Below are 14,709 nucleotides of genomic sequence, written 5' to 3' on the forward strand. Positions count from 1 at the left end.
CAAAGTCCGGGACGCCGCACCGCCGAGTTGAGCGCGTCGTGAGTCTCGGCCACCGCGAGACTGAAACCACGCACACGTTCTTCGGCGTGTCGTGTGCGAGGTTTCAGTGTCGCGCCGCCGTTCGATCCCCGACTGAGGACCACGAGACTGAAACCACGCAGACGTTCTACGGCGTGTCGCGTGCGTGGTTTCAGTGTCGCGCCTTGAGGGGAAGCCGCGCGCCGAAACACGAGACGCGCAGGGACTTACAGTCGCTCGATGATGGTGACGTTCGCCGTGCCGCCGCCCTCGCACATCGTCTGCAGGCCGTAGCGACCGCCGACGCGCTCGAGTTCGTTGAGCATGGTGGCGAACAGCTTGGCGCCGGTGGCGCCCAGCGGATGCCCGAGCGCGATCGCGCCGCCGTTGGGGTTGACCTTCTCGGGGTCGGCCTTGATCTCCTTGAGCCAGGCCAGCACCACCGGCGCGAACGCCTCGTTGATCTCGACGGTGTCGATGTCGTCGATCGACAGCCCCGTCTTCTCCAGCGCGTAGCGGGTGGCCGGGATCGGGCCGGTCAGCATGAACACCGGGTCGGCCGCGCGGGCGCTGATGTGGTGGATGCGGGCCCGCGGCGTGAGCTTGTGGTCCTTGACGGCCTGCTCCGAGGCCAGCAGCACCGCGCTCGCCCCGTCGGAGATCTGGCTCGCCATCGCGGCCGTCAGCTTGCCACCCTCGACCAGCGTCTTGAGGCCGGCCATCTTTTCCAGCGACGACTCCCTGGGACCCTCGTCCACCCGGAACGGCCCGGATTCCGTTTCCACGGTGATGATTTCGTTGTCGAAGTGACCGCTGCGGATCGCGGCGAACGCGCGCTCGTGGCTGGCCAGGGCGAAGCGCTCCATCTCCTCGCGCGACAGGTTCCACTTCTCTGCGATCAGCTCCGAGCCGCGGAACTGCGAGATCTCCTGGTCGCCGTAGCGGTGCAGCCACTGCTTGGACTCGTTGGTCGGCGAGGTGAAACCGAATTGCTCGCCGACGGTCATGGCCGAGGAGATCGGGATCTGGCTCATGTTCTGCACCCCGCCGGCTACGATGAGGTCGGCCGTGCCGGCCATGATCGCCTGTGCGCCAAAGGAAATCGCCTGCTGGCTGGAACCGCACTGGCGGTCCACCGTGACGCCGGGCACCTCTTCGGGGTAACCCGCGGCCAGCCACGAAAGCCGCGCGATGTTGCCCGCCTGGGCACCGATGGCGTCGACGCAGCCGGCGATCACGTCGTCGACGGCGGCGGGATCGACGTCGACCCGGTCGAGCAGGCCGCGCCACGCATAAGCGCCCAGGTCGACGGGATGTACCCCGGCGAGCGATCCACCGCGCTTGCCGACCGCGGTGCGCACAGCGTCGATGACGTACGCCTCAGCCATAGTTCAGTTCCCTTCCTTGGTAATTCCGCCAAGAACGATGGCGAGGTATTGCTCGCCAACCTGGTTCGCGGTCAGCGGACCGCCGGGTTGATACCAGCGCACCGACACCCAAGTGGTGTCACGAATGAAACGGTAGACGAGGTCGACGTTGAGGTCGGGCCGGAAGTACCCCTCGTCGATGCCCTGGTTGATGACCTCGACCCACATCTTGCGTTGCTGCCGGTTCATGTCCTCGATGTAGGAGAACCGGGGCTGCGACAACAACCGTTGGGCTTCGTCCTGATAGATCACGACCTGGGCGTGCCGATGCTCGATCGCCTCGAACGACGCCATGAACAGCCCCTTGAGCCGCTCCAGGGGGTTGGCCTCGCTGTCGACGATCTCGCGGTAGCGGGCGAACAACCAGTCCAGGAAGCTGCGCAGCACCTCGTCGACCATCTCCTCCTTGGAGGAGAAATGGTGATAGAGGCTGCCGGACAGAATCCCGGCGCTGTCCGCGATATCGCGCACGGTGGTGGCGCGCAGGCCGCGCTCGGCGAACATCGTCGCGGCGAGTTCCAACAACTCGTCGCGTCGGCTGTTCGCCTGACCGGCCACTCGGTCCACCCGGCCACCATATCAACCAAGCGCTTGCTTGGCCAGCTAGCCGGTCACGGATGCTGGCTGGACACCGAGATGACCTCGCCGGTGAGGTAGCTGGAGTAGTCACTGGCCAGGAACGCGATGGTGGCCGCGATCTCCCAGGGCTCGGCGGCGCGGCCGAACGCTTCGCCCGCGGAGAGCCGGTCAAGCAGGTCGGCCGAGGTGGTCTTGTCGAGGAACTTGTGTCGCGCAATGCTCGGGGACACGGCGTTGATGCGCACCCCGTACTCGACGGCTTCGATTGCGCTGCAACGGGTCAACGCCATCACCCCGGCCTTCGCGGCCGCATAGTGCGCCTGGGAGTGCTGCGCCCGCCAGCCCAGGACGCTCGCGTTGTTGACGATCACCCCGCCGTGGTCCGCTTCGCGGAAGTATCCCAGCGCCGCCCGGGTCGCCCGGAACACCGAGGACAGCGTCACGTTCAGCACGCGGTCCCACTCGTCGTCGGTCATGTCCACCACCGGCGTCTGACCGCCCAGCCCGGCGTTGTTCACCAACACGTCGAGCCGGCCCATCCGCGCGGTGGTCGAGGCGATCAGCGCCTCCACCTGCGCGGTGGAGGTCACGTCGCACAGCACGCTTTCGACCCGGCCCAACCCCAGCGCGGACAGCTCGTCGGCGGTCTCCCCCAGCCGTCGCTCGTGGTGATCGGACACCACCACATCGGCGCCCTCGGCCAGGGCCCGCCTCGCGGTCGCCGAACCGATGCCGGTGCCCGCCGCCGCCGTCACGACGACCACCTTGCCTTGCAAAAGCCCGTGCCCGGCAACCTCTTTCGGAGCTTCGGACAGGCTCATCCCTTTACCTCCCGCGGCAGGCCGAGCACCCGCTCGGCGATGATGTTGCGCTGGATCTCGTTGGATCCGCCGTAGATGGTGTCCGCGCGGGTGAACAGGAACAGCCGCTGCCATTCGTCCAACTCGCCATCGGACAGGGTCAGCCCCGGCTTGCCGATCACGTCCATCGCCAGCTCGCCCAGGGCGCGATGCCAGTTGGCCCACAACAGCTTCGACACGTTATCTTTCCCGGCGGCCTGGCCGCCTCCTTCGACGTCCATGGTGGCCAGCGCGTACGAACGCATGGCCCGCAGCCCGGTCCACGCCCGGGTCAGCCGCTCCCGGATGAACGGGTCGTCGGCGGCGCCGTTGCGCTGCGCCAGCTCGGCGAGGTTGGAAAGCTCACGGGCGTAGCGGATCTGCTGACCCAGGGTCGAGACTCCGCGCTCGAAGGTCAGCGTGCCCATCGCGACGCGCCAGCCGTCGCCGGGTTCGCCGACCACCAGTGCGGCCTCGGTGCGGGCGTCGTCGAAGAAGACCTCGTTGAATTCCGAGTCGCCGGTCAGCTGGATGATGGGGCGGATCTGCACGCCCGGCTGGTCCAGCGGCACCAGCAGATACGACAGCCCGGCGTGCCGCTTGGAGCCCTTCTCGGTGCGCGCGACCACGAAGCACCACTGCGCCCAGTGCGCCAGCGACGTCCACACCTTCTGGCCGTTGATCACCCACTCGTCGCTGTCGAGTTCGGCGGTGGTCGCCACGTTGGCCAGGTCGCTGCCGGCGCCGGGCTCCGAATACCCCTGGCACCACAGCTCGGTGACGTCGAGGATCTTGGGCAGGAAACGCCGCTGCTGCTCGGGCGTCCCGAAGGCGATCAGCGTCGGGCCCAGCAGCTCCTCGCCGAAGTGGTTGACCTTGTCGGGCGCGTCGGCCTTGGCGTACTCCTCGTAGAAGGCCACCCGGTGCGCGGTCGACAGCCCGCGACCGCCGTGCTCGACCGGCCAGCCCAGGCAGGTCAGTCCGGCCTTGGCGAGATGCTGGTTCCAGGCCCGGCGCTCTTCGAAGGCCTCGTGCTCGCGCCCCGGCCCGCCGAGCCCCTTGAGGGCCGCGAATTCGCCGACCAGATTGTCGGCGAGCCAACCGCGGACCTCCGCCCGGAACTCCTCGACGTCCTGCATGCCCTGTAGGCTAACCTACCAAGCACTTGCTTTGTTAGGAGCATCCCGATGACTGGCGACCGGCGCACCGTGCCCGCGGCGCTGGATCGTTTCGTGCACCAGTCGCCCGACCAGCCCGCGTTGGTCACCGACGAGCGTTCGTTCACCGCCGCCGAGCTGCGCGACGAAGTTCACCGCGCGGCCGCCGCGCTGATCGCGCTGGGCGTGCAGCCGGGCGACCGCGTGGCGATCTGGTCGCCGAACACCTGGCACTGGGTGATCGCGTGCCTGGCGATCCACCACGCCGGCGCGGCGATGGTGCCCCTGAACACCCGCTATACCGCCGACGAGGCGGGCGACATCCTGGCCCGCACCGGCGCGCCCGTGCTGTTCGCGATGGGCAAGTTCCTGGGCAACGACCGCGTCGCCGACTTGGATCGCATGGGCCCTGGTGCCCTGCCCGCCCTGCGGCACGTCGTCCGAATCCCGGTCGACGCCGATGACGGTAGCTGGGACGAGTTCGTCGCCAACGGGACCGACACAGCACCGGTCGCCGCCCGCGCCGCCGCCGTGACGCCCGACGACGTCAGCGACATCCTGTTCACCTCGGGCACCACCGGTCGCAGCAAAGGCGTGCTGTGCGCGCACCGGCAGTCGTTGTCGGCCTCGGCGTCGTGGGCCGCGAACGGCAAGATCACCAGCGACGACCGTTACCTGTGCATCAACCCGTTCTTCCACAACTTCGGCTACAAGGCCGGCATCCTGGCCTGCCTGCAGACCGGCGCGACCCTGATCCCGCACCTGACCTTCGATCCCCTGCGCGCGCTGCAGGCGATCGAGCAACACCGCATCACCGTATTGCCCGGGCCGCCAACGATTTACCAGACGCTGCTGGATCACCCGGCGCGCGGGGACTACGACCTGAGCTCGCTGCGGTTCGCGGTGACCGGGGCGGCCACCGTGCCGGTCGTGTTGGTGGAACGCATGCAATCCGAGCTCGACATCGACATCGTGCTGACCGCCTACGGGCTCACCGAGGCCAACGGGATGGGCACCATGTGCCGCGCCGAGGACGACGCGGTCACCGTCGCGACCACCTGCGGGCGCCCATTCGCCGACTTCGAATTGCGCATCGACGCAAGCACTCCCGGCGAGGCCGGCGAGGTGTTGCTGCGCGGTCCGAACGTGATGCTCGGTTACCTCGACGACCCGGACGCGACGGCCGCGGCGATCGACGCCGACGGCTGGCTGCACACCGGCGACATCGGCGCCGTCGACGCGGCCGGCAACCTGCGCATCACCGACCGCCTCAAGGACATGTACATCTGCGGCGGATTCAACGTGTACCCCGCCGAGGTCGAGCAGGTGCTGGCCCGCATGGACGGGGTGGCCGACGCCGCGGTGATCGGCGTCCCCGACGAACGGCTCGGCGAGGTGGGCCGGGCGTTCGTGGTGGCCCGGCCCGGAGCCGAGCTCGACGAGCAATCCGTGATCGCTTACACCCGTGAACATCTGGCGAACTTCAAGGCACCCCGGTCGGTGCGGTTCGTCGACGCGTTGCCGCGCAATCCGGGCGGCAAGGTGGTCAAACCACAACTGCGAGAGCTGGCCTGATGGATCTGGACCTAGACGAAGAGACCCTCGCCTTCCAGGCCGAGGTGCGAGACTTCCTGTCGGCCAACGCCGATGCGATCCCGACGCAGTCTTACGACAATGCCGAAGGTTTCGCGCAGCACCGGCGATGGGACCGCGTGCTGTACGACGCCGGGCTGTCGGTGATCACCTGGCCGAAGAAGTACGGGGGCCGCGACGCGCCGCTGCTGCACTGGGTGGTGTTCGAGGAGGAGTACTTCCGCGCCGGCGCGCCGGGCCGGGCCAGCGCCAACGGCACCTCGATGCTGGCGCCGACGCTGTTCGCGCACGGCACCTCCGAGCAGCTCGACCGCATCCTGCCGAAAATGGCCAGCGGAGAACAGATCTGGGCGCAAGCGTGGTCCGAGCCGGAATCCGGCAGCGACCTGGCCTCGCTGCGATCCACCGCGACCAAGACCGACGGTGGCTGGCTGCTCAACGGGCAGAAGATCTGGAGTTCGCGCGCGCCGTTCGCCGAAATGGGTTTCGGGCTGTTCCGGTCCGACCCCGAGGCCGAGCGGCACCACGGCCTGACGTACTTCATGTTCGATCTCAAGGCCGGCGGCGTCACCGTGCGCCCCATCGTCCAGCTGGGCGGCGACACCGGCTTCGGGGAGATCTTCCTCGACGACGTCTTCGTTCCCGACGAGGACGTGATCGGCACCCCGAACGACGGCTGGCGCGCGGCCATGAGCACGTCGAGCAACGAGCGCGGCATGTCGCTGCGCAGCCCGGCCCGCTTCCTGGCGACCGCCGAGCGGCTGGTGCGGCTGTGGAAAGAAAACGGGTCGCCGCCGGCGTTCGCCGACCGGGTGGCGGACGGCTGGATCAAGGCGCAGGCCTACCGGCTGCAGACCTTCGGCACCGTGACCAGGCTGGCCGCCGGCGGTGAGTTGGGCGCTGAATCGTCGGTGACCAAGGTGTTCTGGTCCGACCTCGACGTGGACCTGCACCAGACCGCGCTCGACATCCTCGCCGCGGACGGCGAGCTCGCGGGCGGCTGGACCGAAGGCCTGCTCTTCGCGCTCGGTGGCCCGATCTACGCCGGCACCAATGAGATTCAGCGCAACATCATCTCCGAACGGCTGTTGGGCCTTCCCCGGGAGAAGCGGTAATGGACTTCGCACTAGACGAACAGCAGCGGGACTTTGCGGCCAGCATCGACGCCGCGCTCGGCGCGGCCGACCTGCCCGGCGCCGTCCGGGCGTGGTCCGCGGGCGACACCGCACCCGGCCGCAAGGTGTGGGGGCAGCTGGCCGACCTCGGCGTCACCGCGCTGGCGGTCCCGGAGAAGTTCGACGGCATCGAGGCGCACCCGGTCGACCTGGTGGTGGCGCTGGAACGCCTCGGACGCTGGTGTGTTCCCGGCCCGGTGGCCGAATCCGTTGCCGTGGCACCGGTTTTGCTCGCCGACGATGAGCGCTGCGCCGCCCTGGCCTCCGGCGAGCTGATCGCCACCGTCGCACTGCCGCCGCACGCCCCGCGCGCGGTCGACGCCGACACCGCCGGGCTGGTGCTGGTGGCCGCCGACGACGGCGTCAGCCAAGCGGAGGTCGGTGAGAGGCACGAGTCGGTGGATCCGAGCCGGCCCCTCTACGACGTAACCCCCACCGGACCAGCCTGGCGGGCGGACCTGCAGCGCGCCTACGAGTTCGGGGCGCTGGCCACCGCGGCGCAGCTGGTCGGCGCGTCCGAGGCGCTGCTGCGGGACACCGTCGACTACGCCAAGCAGCGGTCGCAGTTCGGCCGGGTGATCGGTTCGTATCAGGCGATCAAGCACAGGCTCGCCGACGTGCACATCGCTATCGAGCTGGCCCGCCCGCTGCTGTACGGCGCGGCCCTGGCGCTGGCCGATCGCCCGAGCGAGAGCGCGCGGGATGTCAGCGCCGCCAAGGCGGCCGCGTCCGAGGCGGGCCTGCTGGCGGCGCGGTCGGCGCTGCAGACCCACGGGGCGATCGGGTACACCCAGGAACACGACCTGTCGCTGTGGCTGCTGCGGGTGCAAGCATTGCGTTCGGCCTGGGGTACCCCCGAGGCGCATCGGCGGCGGGTGCTGGAGGCGCTGTGCTCATGACCGAAGAACGGGAGATGCTGCGGGATACCGTCGCGGCCCTGGTGGCCAAGCACGCGAACCCGGCGGCGGTGCGCGCGGCGATCGAGTCCGAGCGCGGCTACGACGAGTCGCTGTGGCAGCTGCTGTGCGAGCAGGTGGGCGCCGCCGCGCTGGTCGTCCCCGAGGAGCTGGGCGGGGCCGGCGGCGAATTGGCCGACGCCGCAACCGTTTTGCAGGAGCTAGGGCGGGGCCTGGTCCCCTCCCCGCTGCTCGGCACCACCCTGGCGGAGCTGGCCCTGCTGGCCGCCGCCGAGCCCGACGCCGAGACGCTCGCAGCGCTCGCGGAGGGCGCCTCGATCGGCGCGCTGGTCTTCGACGCCGACTACGTGGTCAACGGCGACACCGCCGACGTTGTCGTCGCCGCCACCGACGGCCAGCTCGCACGCTGGACGCGCTTCAGCACTCAACCCGTCGTGACCATGGACCCGACCCGGCGGCTTGCCGCGGTCGCGCCCGAGGAGACCGAGACGATCGGCGCCGACCCCGGCATGGCCGACGCCGCGGCCATCCTGCTGGCCGCCGAGCAGATCGGCGCGGCCGAACGCTGCCTGGAGCTGACGGTCGAATACGCCAAGAACAGAGTGCAATTCGGCCGGCCCATCGGCAGCTTCCAGGCACTCAAACACCGAATGGCCGACCTGTACGTGGCGATCGCCGCCGCGAAGGCCGTGGTGGCCGAGGCCTGCGACGAGCCCACCCCGACCAACGCGGCCACCGCACGGCTGGCGGCCACCGAGGCGCTGTGCGCCGCGGCCGCCGAGGGCATCCAATTGCACGGCGGGATCGCGATCACCTGGGAACACGACATGCATCTGTATTTCAAGCGCGCCCACGGCAGCGCGCACCTGCTCAGCCCGCCGCGAGAGCTGCTTGGCCGCCTGGAATCCGAGGTACTCGAGACGTCGTGAACGACCATGTCGCGCTGCGTGGCGCCATCCCGCCGTTCCATGTGATGGACGTGTGGCTGGCGGCCGCCGAGCGCCAGCGCAGCCACGGCGACCTGGTGAACCTGTCCGCCGGCCAGCCCAGCGTCGGGGCGCCCGAGCCGGTGCGCGCCGCCGCGGCCGCCGCCCTGCACCACAACGAGCTGGGTTACACCGTGACCCTCGGCACCCCCGAGCTGCGCGCGGCGATCGCGGCCGATTACCAACGCCAAGGGCTGCGCGTCGAACTCGACGACGTGGTGATCACCACGGGCTCCTCGGGCGGGTTCCTGCTCGCGTTCCTGGCCTGCTTCGACGCCGGGGACCGGGTGGCGCTGGCCAGTCCCGGATATCCCTGCTACCGAAACATATTGTCCGCGTTGGGATGTGAGGTGGTTGAGCTGCCGTGCGGGCCGGACACCCGCTTCCAGCCCACCGTGCAGATGCTCGCCGAACTCGACCCGCCGCCCCACGGCGTGATCGTCGCCAGCCCGGCCAACCCCACCGGAACCGTGATCGCTCCGGCCGAATTGGCGGCGATCGCGTCGTGGTGCGAGACCTCCGGGGTCCGGCTGATCAGCGACGAGGTCTACCACGGCCTGGTGTACGAGGGGGCGCCGCGGACCAGCTGTGCCTGGCAGACATCACGAGATGCCGTGGTGGTCAACAGCTTTTCGAAGTATTACGCGATGACGGGCTGGCGGCTGGGCTGGATGCTGGTGCCGCCCGTGCTGCTGCGGGCGGTGGACCGCCTGACCGGCAACTTCACCATCTGTCCACCGGTGCTCTCGCAGCTCGCCGGGGTTGCGGCCTTCACCCCGGAGGCGACCGCCGAAGCCGAGGGCAACCTGCACCACTACGCCACCAACCGCACGCTGCTGCTGGACGGCCTGCGCGGCATCGGCATCGACCGGCTGGCCCCCACCGACGGCGCGTTCTACGTCTACGCGGACGTGTCGCAGCACACCAACGACTCGATGGCGTTCTGTTCAAAGCTGTTGAACGACACCGGAGTTGCGATCGCACCCGGAATCGACTTCGACACCACGCACGGCAATTCGTTCGTCCGGCTGTCGTTCGCCGGACCGACGGGCGACATCGAAGAGGCCCTGCGACGGATCGGCGCCTGGCTCTAGGCGTCCAGGACCTTGTCCAGGCGCGCCTCGAGCGCGCCGCGGTCGCCGACGTCGGACACGTCGATGCCGAACCGGTCTCTGAGCGTGTCGACCACCGCCGCCGCGTCGTCGAGGCGGATCTTCTCGCTGGCGTCGGCGCGGTGGATGGACAGGTTCCGCCCGGCCAGGTTCAGCCGGGCGTCGTCGGTGACGCACGCGGCCATCAGCCCGGTCACGAAGTGCGACGACGGGTGCGTCGAAACGAACCAGCTGCCCACCACCAAGTCGATGTCCGGTGCGGTCCGGGTGCCGAATTCGTAGAGGGGTTGCCACTCGCCGCGCACCTGCGCTTGCAGGATCAGGCCGTCGCCGCGGTCGTCGAGCCGGTACGGCTCGTGCGTCGTCTGCTGCACGGTGCCGGTCTCGATGCGCAGGGGCGACGTCGGGGTCTGCCCGCCGAAGCCGACATCGACGAGGTAGGAACCGTGCGAGCCGGGAAACGTAACCGCCAGCACGGTGTGCGTCTGCGGCGGCGGCGAGGGGGCGTCGGGCGGCCGCATCCACACCACCCGGCCGGCCAGGCGGCGCACCCGAAAGCCGAGATCGGCCAGCACGTAGCCCATCAAGCCGTTGTTCTCGTAGCAATAGCCCCCGCGGCGCCGACGAACGAGCTTGCCGGCGAGCGCCTCGGGGCTCAGGTCGTCGACCGGCACGCCCATCACCGGATCGAGGTTCTCGAAGGGAATCGCCCTGGTGTGGGCGCTCACCAACGCGCGCAGGACCTCGAGGTTGGGCGCCGTCGCGCCGCCATAGCCGATCCGATCGAAGTACTCGCCCAGGTTCAGCGTCATGACGCCATTCTGCTGCCAAGGCGATCGGCAGGCGTGCGCCGGCCGGTAGCGGGTATGCGTCGCAATAGTTCGGTCCCCGACGCGAAGGAGGATCCCGTGGCCGACGTCGACCTCTACCTCGACCCCGTCTGTCCTTTCTCCTGGGTGACGGCGCGCTGGCTGCTGGACGCCGCGCCATCGACGCACACCCGGGTCACCCTGCGGCAAATGAACCTGGCCATCCTCAACGAGGGTGAGGATACCGACGAAAAACACCGGCGGATGATGGAGCGGTCGACGCGACTGGGCCGGTTGTTCGCCGCGGCCGTCGGCGAGCGCGGACCCGACGCGTTCGCCGGCCTCTATGACTCCATCGGCCGCCGCATTCATGTGCGACAGGAAGACTTGACCGCGGCCACGATCCGCGCAGCCCTGGCCGAAAACGGCCTCGGGGAACGCCTTGCCGAAGCGCTCGACGACAGCGGCTACGACCAACCGGTCAAGCAGGCGCACCAAGCCAGCCAGGACGCGCTCGGCGACGAGGCCGGCAGCCCGATCATCGCGGTCGACGGCCGGGCGTTCTCCGGACCGGTGCTGACCCGCACACCGAAGGCGCAGGACGGGGTTCGGTTGCTGGAGGCCGTGCTGACGATGGCCGGCGCTCCCGAATTCGCCGCGCTGCAACGGCCGTATCAGGGTCCGCCGACCATCGACGCCTGAGCGCGGCCGCCTACTCGGATCCCGACCGGGCGAACGAAGGTTGCCGGAAAAGCACATCCGTGAGGTTCTGGGCGCTACTCTTGACCTCGCCAATCACACACTTCGCGGAGGGTTGAGCGCCAGCAAATGCCTGAAGAGCCACGGCCCGACAGTGTCGCACCGGTACCGGCTGGCATCGCCGCGGAGCTGGCGGCCGCCGGGTTCGAAGACGCGCGACAGGTAGCTCGGGGCGGGGCGGGCGTCATCTACTGCTGCTACGAGACCGCCCTCGGGCGAAACGTCGCGGTGAAGGTGCTGCCGTCGCACATCGACGACGACAGCCGCGAACGCTTCCTCCGCGAGGGCTACGCGATGGGCGGGCTCTCCGGGCATCCCAACATCGTCAACATCCTGCGGGTGGGCGTCACCGGGAGCGGCAAGCCGTACATCGTGATGCCCTACCACTCGGCGGATTCGCTGGCGGTCCGGCTGCGCCGGGAGGGGCCGGTGCCCTGGCCCGAAGCCTTGCACATCGGCGTAAAGCTTTGCGGCGCACTGGAAACCGCGCACCGGACCGGGACCTTGCACCGCGACATCAAGCCCGCGAACATACTCGTCAACGATTACGGCGAGCCGCAATTGAGTGATTTCGGAATCGCCCACATCGAAGGCGGGTACGAGACGGCGACCGGATTCTTCTCCGGCACCATCGACTTCACCGCGCCCGAGGTGATGACGGGCAATCCCGCCACGGTGGCCTCCGACATGTACTCGCTGGGCGCCACGCTCTACGCCCTCATCGCGGGCAATGCCGCGCACGAGCGCAAGAAGGGCGAGGACCTGATCGCGCAATACCTGCGGATCAGTACCGCCGGGATCCCGGATATGCGTCCCGACGGCATCCCGGACGCGGTGTGCTCGGCGATCGAGAAGGCGATGTCGATCGACCCGGCCGAGCGGCCCGCCTCGGCCGAGGAGTTCGGCCGCGAGTTGCAGGCCGCCCAGCGCCGCAACGGTCTGAAACCCGACGCGATGGCCATCACGGGGCGCGCCTCTGCCGTGGCGACCGAGGTACCGCACGCCGCCGCGGTCCCGCCCGGGCCGCACAGCGAGGTGGCGCGCCCAACGGGCCTCAACACGTCGAGCATGCCGCCCCCACCGCGGTTGCCGACCGGGCACGACGACCCGACGTCGGCGATCAGCGCCCAGATCGACCAGCAACACGCGCGGGAGACCGCGCCATTTCCGCATGCCGGGCCGGCCGAGGTGCCGGACGCGGCCAGCCTGCTGCGCGCCGCACAAGCGTCGTCGACGCAGCCCACGGCGCGGCCCCCGCAAGCCGCCGCGCCGCCGGGCCGGGGCGGCGCCCAGGGCCCGCCGCAGGGTCCCCGGGCCCGGGCGGCCGCATGGTTCGCCGAGCCGGGCAAGAAGCGGAACCGCATCGCGTTGGTGGCCGGTGCCCTCGCCGCGGTCCTGCTGTTGGTCATCGGCGGCGTCTTCTTCGCGCTTTCGCCCGACAACAAGCGCGGTTCGAAGGGCGGGTCCGGGCAGCCGACGGCGCAGCCCCCCATGCAGTGGAAGCCGATCACGAACGCGCGCATCTCGCGCGACGCCGCGGCCACCACGCAGGCCGACGGGACCATCTGGATCTTCGGCGGAATCCGCAACGACGGCGCCCACACCGGACTGCAGGAGGGCTACGACCCCGTCATCGACAGCTGGAAGGGCGGTGACGATCTACCGGTCGCCGTCTCCCACGCGATGGCGGTCACCTGGCAGGGAAACCCCGTCGTGCTCGGTGGCTGGAAATCCGAAGGCGGCAAAAACGTTGCCACCGACCAAGTTTGGCGCGTCGTCAACAGTCGTTGGGTGGAGCTGCCGCACCTGCTGCAGCCCCGGGCCGCCGCGGCGGCCGCCGTGGTGGGCGACCGCCTTATCGTCACCGGCGGCGTCGACGCCAACGGCGCGCTGCTGAACACCACCGAGGTGTTCGACGGCAACACCTGGACCCTCGGCGCGCCCATTCCGACCCCGCGCCAGCTGCTGGGCGCGGCGTCGGACGGCAAGCTGGTGTACGCGGTGGGCGGCACCAACGGCAGCGCGGACCTGGCGGCGGTCGAGGCCTACGATCCGGCCGCGAAGACCTGGACGCCGCTGCCCGCGCTGAGCCAGCCGCGCAGCGACCTCGGCGTGGCGATCGTCGACGGGCGGCTGGTCGCGGTCGGGGGCATGTCCGCGGGCCAACCGCTCAAGAGCGTCGCCGCATTCGACCTGATGACGAAGGTCTGGTCCGCCCTGCCCGACATGGCGACCCCACGGCACGGCATGGCCGTCGACGCGGTGGAGAAGTCCGTGTACGCGATCGGCGGGTCGACCGCCCCCGGCGACGGCCAGCTCACCTCGTCGGCCGAAGCGCTGAAGCTGCCGGCCCGCCGGATCCAGCCGGCGTCGCAGTGGCGCTCGCTCCCGGACGCACCGACCCCCCGACTGATGATGGCGTGGGCCGTCCAGGGCGACAAGATCTGGGTTCTGGGCGGCCTGCGCAACGGGGTCGCGCTGCAGACCGTCGAGAGCTACGACCCGCACACCGGCGTCTGGCAGACCGGTCCGCCGTTGCCCATCCCGCTGCATCACGCCGCGGCGGCGACCTACCGCGACGAAGTGGTGGTGCTCGGCGGTGCGAGCGATCAACTTGCCGACGCGTCGGACAAGGTGTTCGCGCTGCGTGGTGGCAATTGGGTTGAGCTGCCGCATCTCACGCACGCCCGTGCGGCGCCGGCCGCGGCCGTGGTGGGTGACAAGCTCGTCGTGGTGGGCGGGCAGAACGCCAAACAGCTCGTTCCGCAGACCGAGGTCTTCGACGGCAATTCGTGGACCGACGCAGCCGACATGCCCACCCCGCGCGAGCATCTGGCCGCGGTGTCGGACGGGACCTACGTGTACGCGATCGGCGGTCGGTTCCTTTCCGCCGACAAGAACTCCGCCGCGAACGAACGCTTCGACCCGCAATCGGGCGCCTGGACCAAGCTGGTCGGCATGCCCACCCCGCGCGGGTCTTACGGGGCGACCTACATCGACGGCCGCATCGTGGTGGTCGGCGGCGAGGAACCGACGATGGTGCTGAACGTGGTCGAGATGTACGACATCGCCGACGCGAAGTGGAGCACGTTGGCGCCGATGCCCACCGCGCGCCACGCCGAAGTGGTGGCGACGGTCGGCAACACCGTCTACTGCATCGGCGGTGCGAACCGGCCGACCCACGAGGGCCCGATCGCGACGGTCGAGGCGCTGGACTTCATGTAGGCCCGTGGGCCCCAGCCACGGCCAAAGCACGACTTTGTTTTATCCCTGTCAAATATGGGGACCCGATCCAGACACGGCTGCAGCACCATGCACCACTGAGACGGGAGCCTGAT

The 14,709-nt window shown here is 69.6% G+C and carries 12 protein-coding genes; 7 read left to right on the plus strand and 5 right to left on the minus strand.

Annotated features, from left to right (window positions below):
* Positions 1 to 245: 245 nt before the first annotated feature.
* Genes fadA6 through ipdE1 form a run of 4 tightly spaced genes read right to left on the minus strand, consistent with a single transcriptional unit; the run spans position 246 to position 4,002 of the window.
* Positions 246 to 1,406: a steroid 3-ketoacyl-CoA thiolase FadA6 gene (gene fadA6 / locus A5680_RS17260; protein ID WP_055399712.1), complete on the minus strand. Its 1,161-nt coding sequence runs from the start codon at positions 1,404 to 1,406 to the stop codon at positions 246 to 248.
* A 3-nt stretch (positions 1,407 to 1,409) separates the two neighbouring features.
* Entirely contained in the window at positions 1,410 to 2,012 is a 603-nt protein-coding gene (kstR2, locus tag A5680_RS17265) for a TetR family transcriptional regulator KstR2 (protein WP_156349418.1), read from the minus strand.
* Positions 2,013 to 2,056: 44 nt separating this feature from the next.
* Entirely contained in the window at positions 2,057 to 2,845 is a 789-nt protein-coding gene (gene ipdF, locus A5680_RS17270; protein ID WP_055399717.1) for a (5R,7aS)-5-hydroxy-7a-methyl-1-oxo-2,3,5,6,7,7a-hexahydro-1H-indene-carboxyl-CoA reductase, read from the minus strand.
* A complete protein-coding gene (gene ipdE1, locus A5680_RS17275; RefSeq protein ID WP_067821468.1) occupies positions 2,842 to 4,002 on the minus strand; it encodes an acyl-CoA dehydrogenase IpdE1 in 1,161 nt (386 codons plus the stop codon). The genes ipdF and ipdE1 overlap by 4 nt, the downstream gene beginning before the upstream one ends.
* Positions 4,003 to 4,050: 48 nt before the next feature.
* Here ipdE1 and fadD3 point away from each other — a divergent pair, with 48 nt between their 5' ends.
* From fadD3 to A5680_RS17300, 5 genes are read left to right on the plus strand one after another with little or no spacing between them, the layout of a single operon-like run.
* Positions 4,051 to 5,595: a 3-((3aS,4S,7aS)-7a-methyl-1,5-dioxo-octahydro-1H-inden-4-yl)propanoate--CoA ligase FadD3 gene (gene fadD3, locus A5680_RS17280; protein ID WP_067821471.1), complete on the plus strand. Its 1,545-nt coding sequence runs from the start codon at positions 4,051 to 4,053 to the stop codon at positions 5,593 to 5,595.
* Positions 5,595 to 6,728, plus strand: coding sequence for an acyl-CoA dehydrogenase family protein (locus A5680_RS17285; RefSeq protein ID WP_067821474.1), 1,134 nt, complete (start codon positions 5,595 to 5,597; stop codon positions 6,726 to 6,728). Before fadD3 ends, A5680_RS17285 begins: the two co-directional genes overlap by 1 nt.
* Entirely contained in the window at positions 6,728 to 7,687 is a 960-nt protein-coding gene (locus tag A5680_RS17290; RefSeq protein ID WP_067821477.1) for an acyl-CoA dehydrogenase family protein, read from the plus strand. Before A5680_RS17285 ends, A5680_RS17290 begins: the two co-directional genes overlap by 1 nt.
* A complete protein-coding gene (locus A5680_RS17295) occupies positions 7,684 to 8,634 on the plus strand; it encodes an acyl-CoA dehydrogenase family protein (protein ID WP_067821480.1) in 951 nt (316 codons plus the stop codon). The genes A5680_RS17290 and A5680_RS17295 overlap by 4 nt, the downstream gene beginning before the upstream one ends.
* A complete protein-coding gene (locus A5680_RS17300; RefSeq protein WP_055399730.1) occupies positions 8,631 to 9,785 on the plus strand; it encodes a pyridoxal phosphate-dependent aminotransferase in 1,155 nt (384 codons plus the stop codon). The genes A5680_RS17295 and A5680_RS17300 overlap by 4 nt, the downstream gene beginning before the upstream one ends.
* Here A5680_RS17300 and A5680_RS17305 read toward each other — a convergent pair.
* Positions 9,782 to 10,615: an arylamine N-acetyltransferase gene (locus A5680_RS17305; RefSeq protein ID WP_055399732.1), complete on the minus strand. Its 834-nt coding sequence runs from the start codon at positions 10,613 to 10,615 to the stop codon at positions 9,782 to 9,784. The two genes, A5680_RS17300 and A5680_RS17305, sit on opposite strands and share 4 nt — an antisense overlap.
* Positions 10,616 to 10,711: 96 nt before the next feature.
* On the opposite strand from A5680_RS17305, the gene A5680_RS17310 reads away from it, so the two are divergent.
* Both A5680_RS17310 and A5680_RS17315 read left to right on the plus strand, forming a co-directional pair.
* Complete coding sequence (locus A5680_RS17310; RefSeq protein ID WP_067821565.1) at positions 10,712 to 11,314, plus strand: DsbA family protein; 603 nt, start codon at positions 10,712 to 10,714, stop codon at positions 11,312 to 11,314.
* 126 nt (positions 11,315 to 11,440) lie between these two features.
* Positions 11,441 to 14,596 carry a serine/threonine-protein kinase gene (locus A5680_RS17315; protein ID WP_067821483.1) on the plus strand — a complete coding sequence of 1,052 codons (3,156 nt, stop codon included), beginning with the start codon at positions 11,441 to 11,443 and terminating at the stop codon, positions 14,594 to 14,596.
* Positions 14,597 to 14,709 lie beyond the last annotated feature (113 nt).

Origin of the sequence: Mycobacterium sp. E2989, from assembly GCF_001667595.1 — a bacterium.
In the GTDB taxonomy this organism is placed as follows: Bacteria; Actinomycetota; Actinomycetes; order Mycobacteriales; family Mycobacteriaceae; genus Mycobacterium.

What these genes read in the sequence shown, in the direction of transcription:
- ipdF (WP_055399717.1), bottom strand. Translation starts at nt 2,845, where the DNA reads ATGAGCCTGTCCGAAGCTCCGAAAGAGGTTGCCGGGCACGGGCTTTTG.
- A5680_RS17290 (WP_067821477.1), top strand. Translation starts at nt 6,728, where the DNA reads ATGGACTTCGCACTAGACGAACAGCAGCGGGACTTTGCGGCCAGCATC.
- A5680_RS17315 (WP_067821483.1), top strand. Translation starts at nt 11,441, where the DNA reads ATGCCTGAAGAGCCACGGCCCGACAGTGTCGCACCGGTACCGGCTGGC.
- fadA6 (WP_055399712.1), bottom strand. Translation starts at nt 1,406, where the DNA reads ATGGCTGAGGCGTACGTCATCGACGCTGTGCGCACCGCGGTCGGCAAG.
- A5680_RS17305 (WP_055399732.1), bottom strand. Translation starts at nt 10,615, where the DNA reads ATGACGCTGAACCTGGGCGAGTACTTCGATCGGATCGGCTATGGCGGC.
- A5680_RS17295 (WP_067821480.1), top strand. Translation starts at nt 7,684, where the DNA reads ATGACCGAAGAACGGGAGATGCTGCGGGATACCGTCGCGGCCCTGGTG.
- fadD3 (WP_067821471.1), top strand. Translation starts at nt 4,051, where the DNA reads ATGACTGGCGACCGGCGCACCGTGCCCGCGGCGCTGGATCGTTTCGTG.
- A5680_RS17285 (WP_067821474.1), top strand. Translation starts at nt 5,595, where the DNA reads ATGGATCTGGACCTAGACGAAGAGACCCTCGCCTTCCAGGCCGAGGTG.
- ipdE1 (WP_067821468.1), bottom strand. Translation starts at nt 4,002, where the DNA reads ATGCAGGACGTCGAGGAGTTCCGGGCGGAGGTCCGCGGTTGGCTCGCC.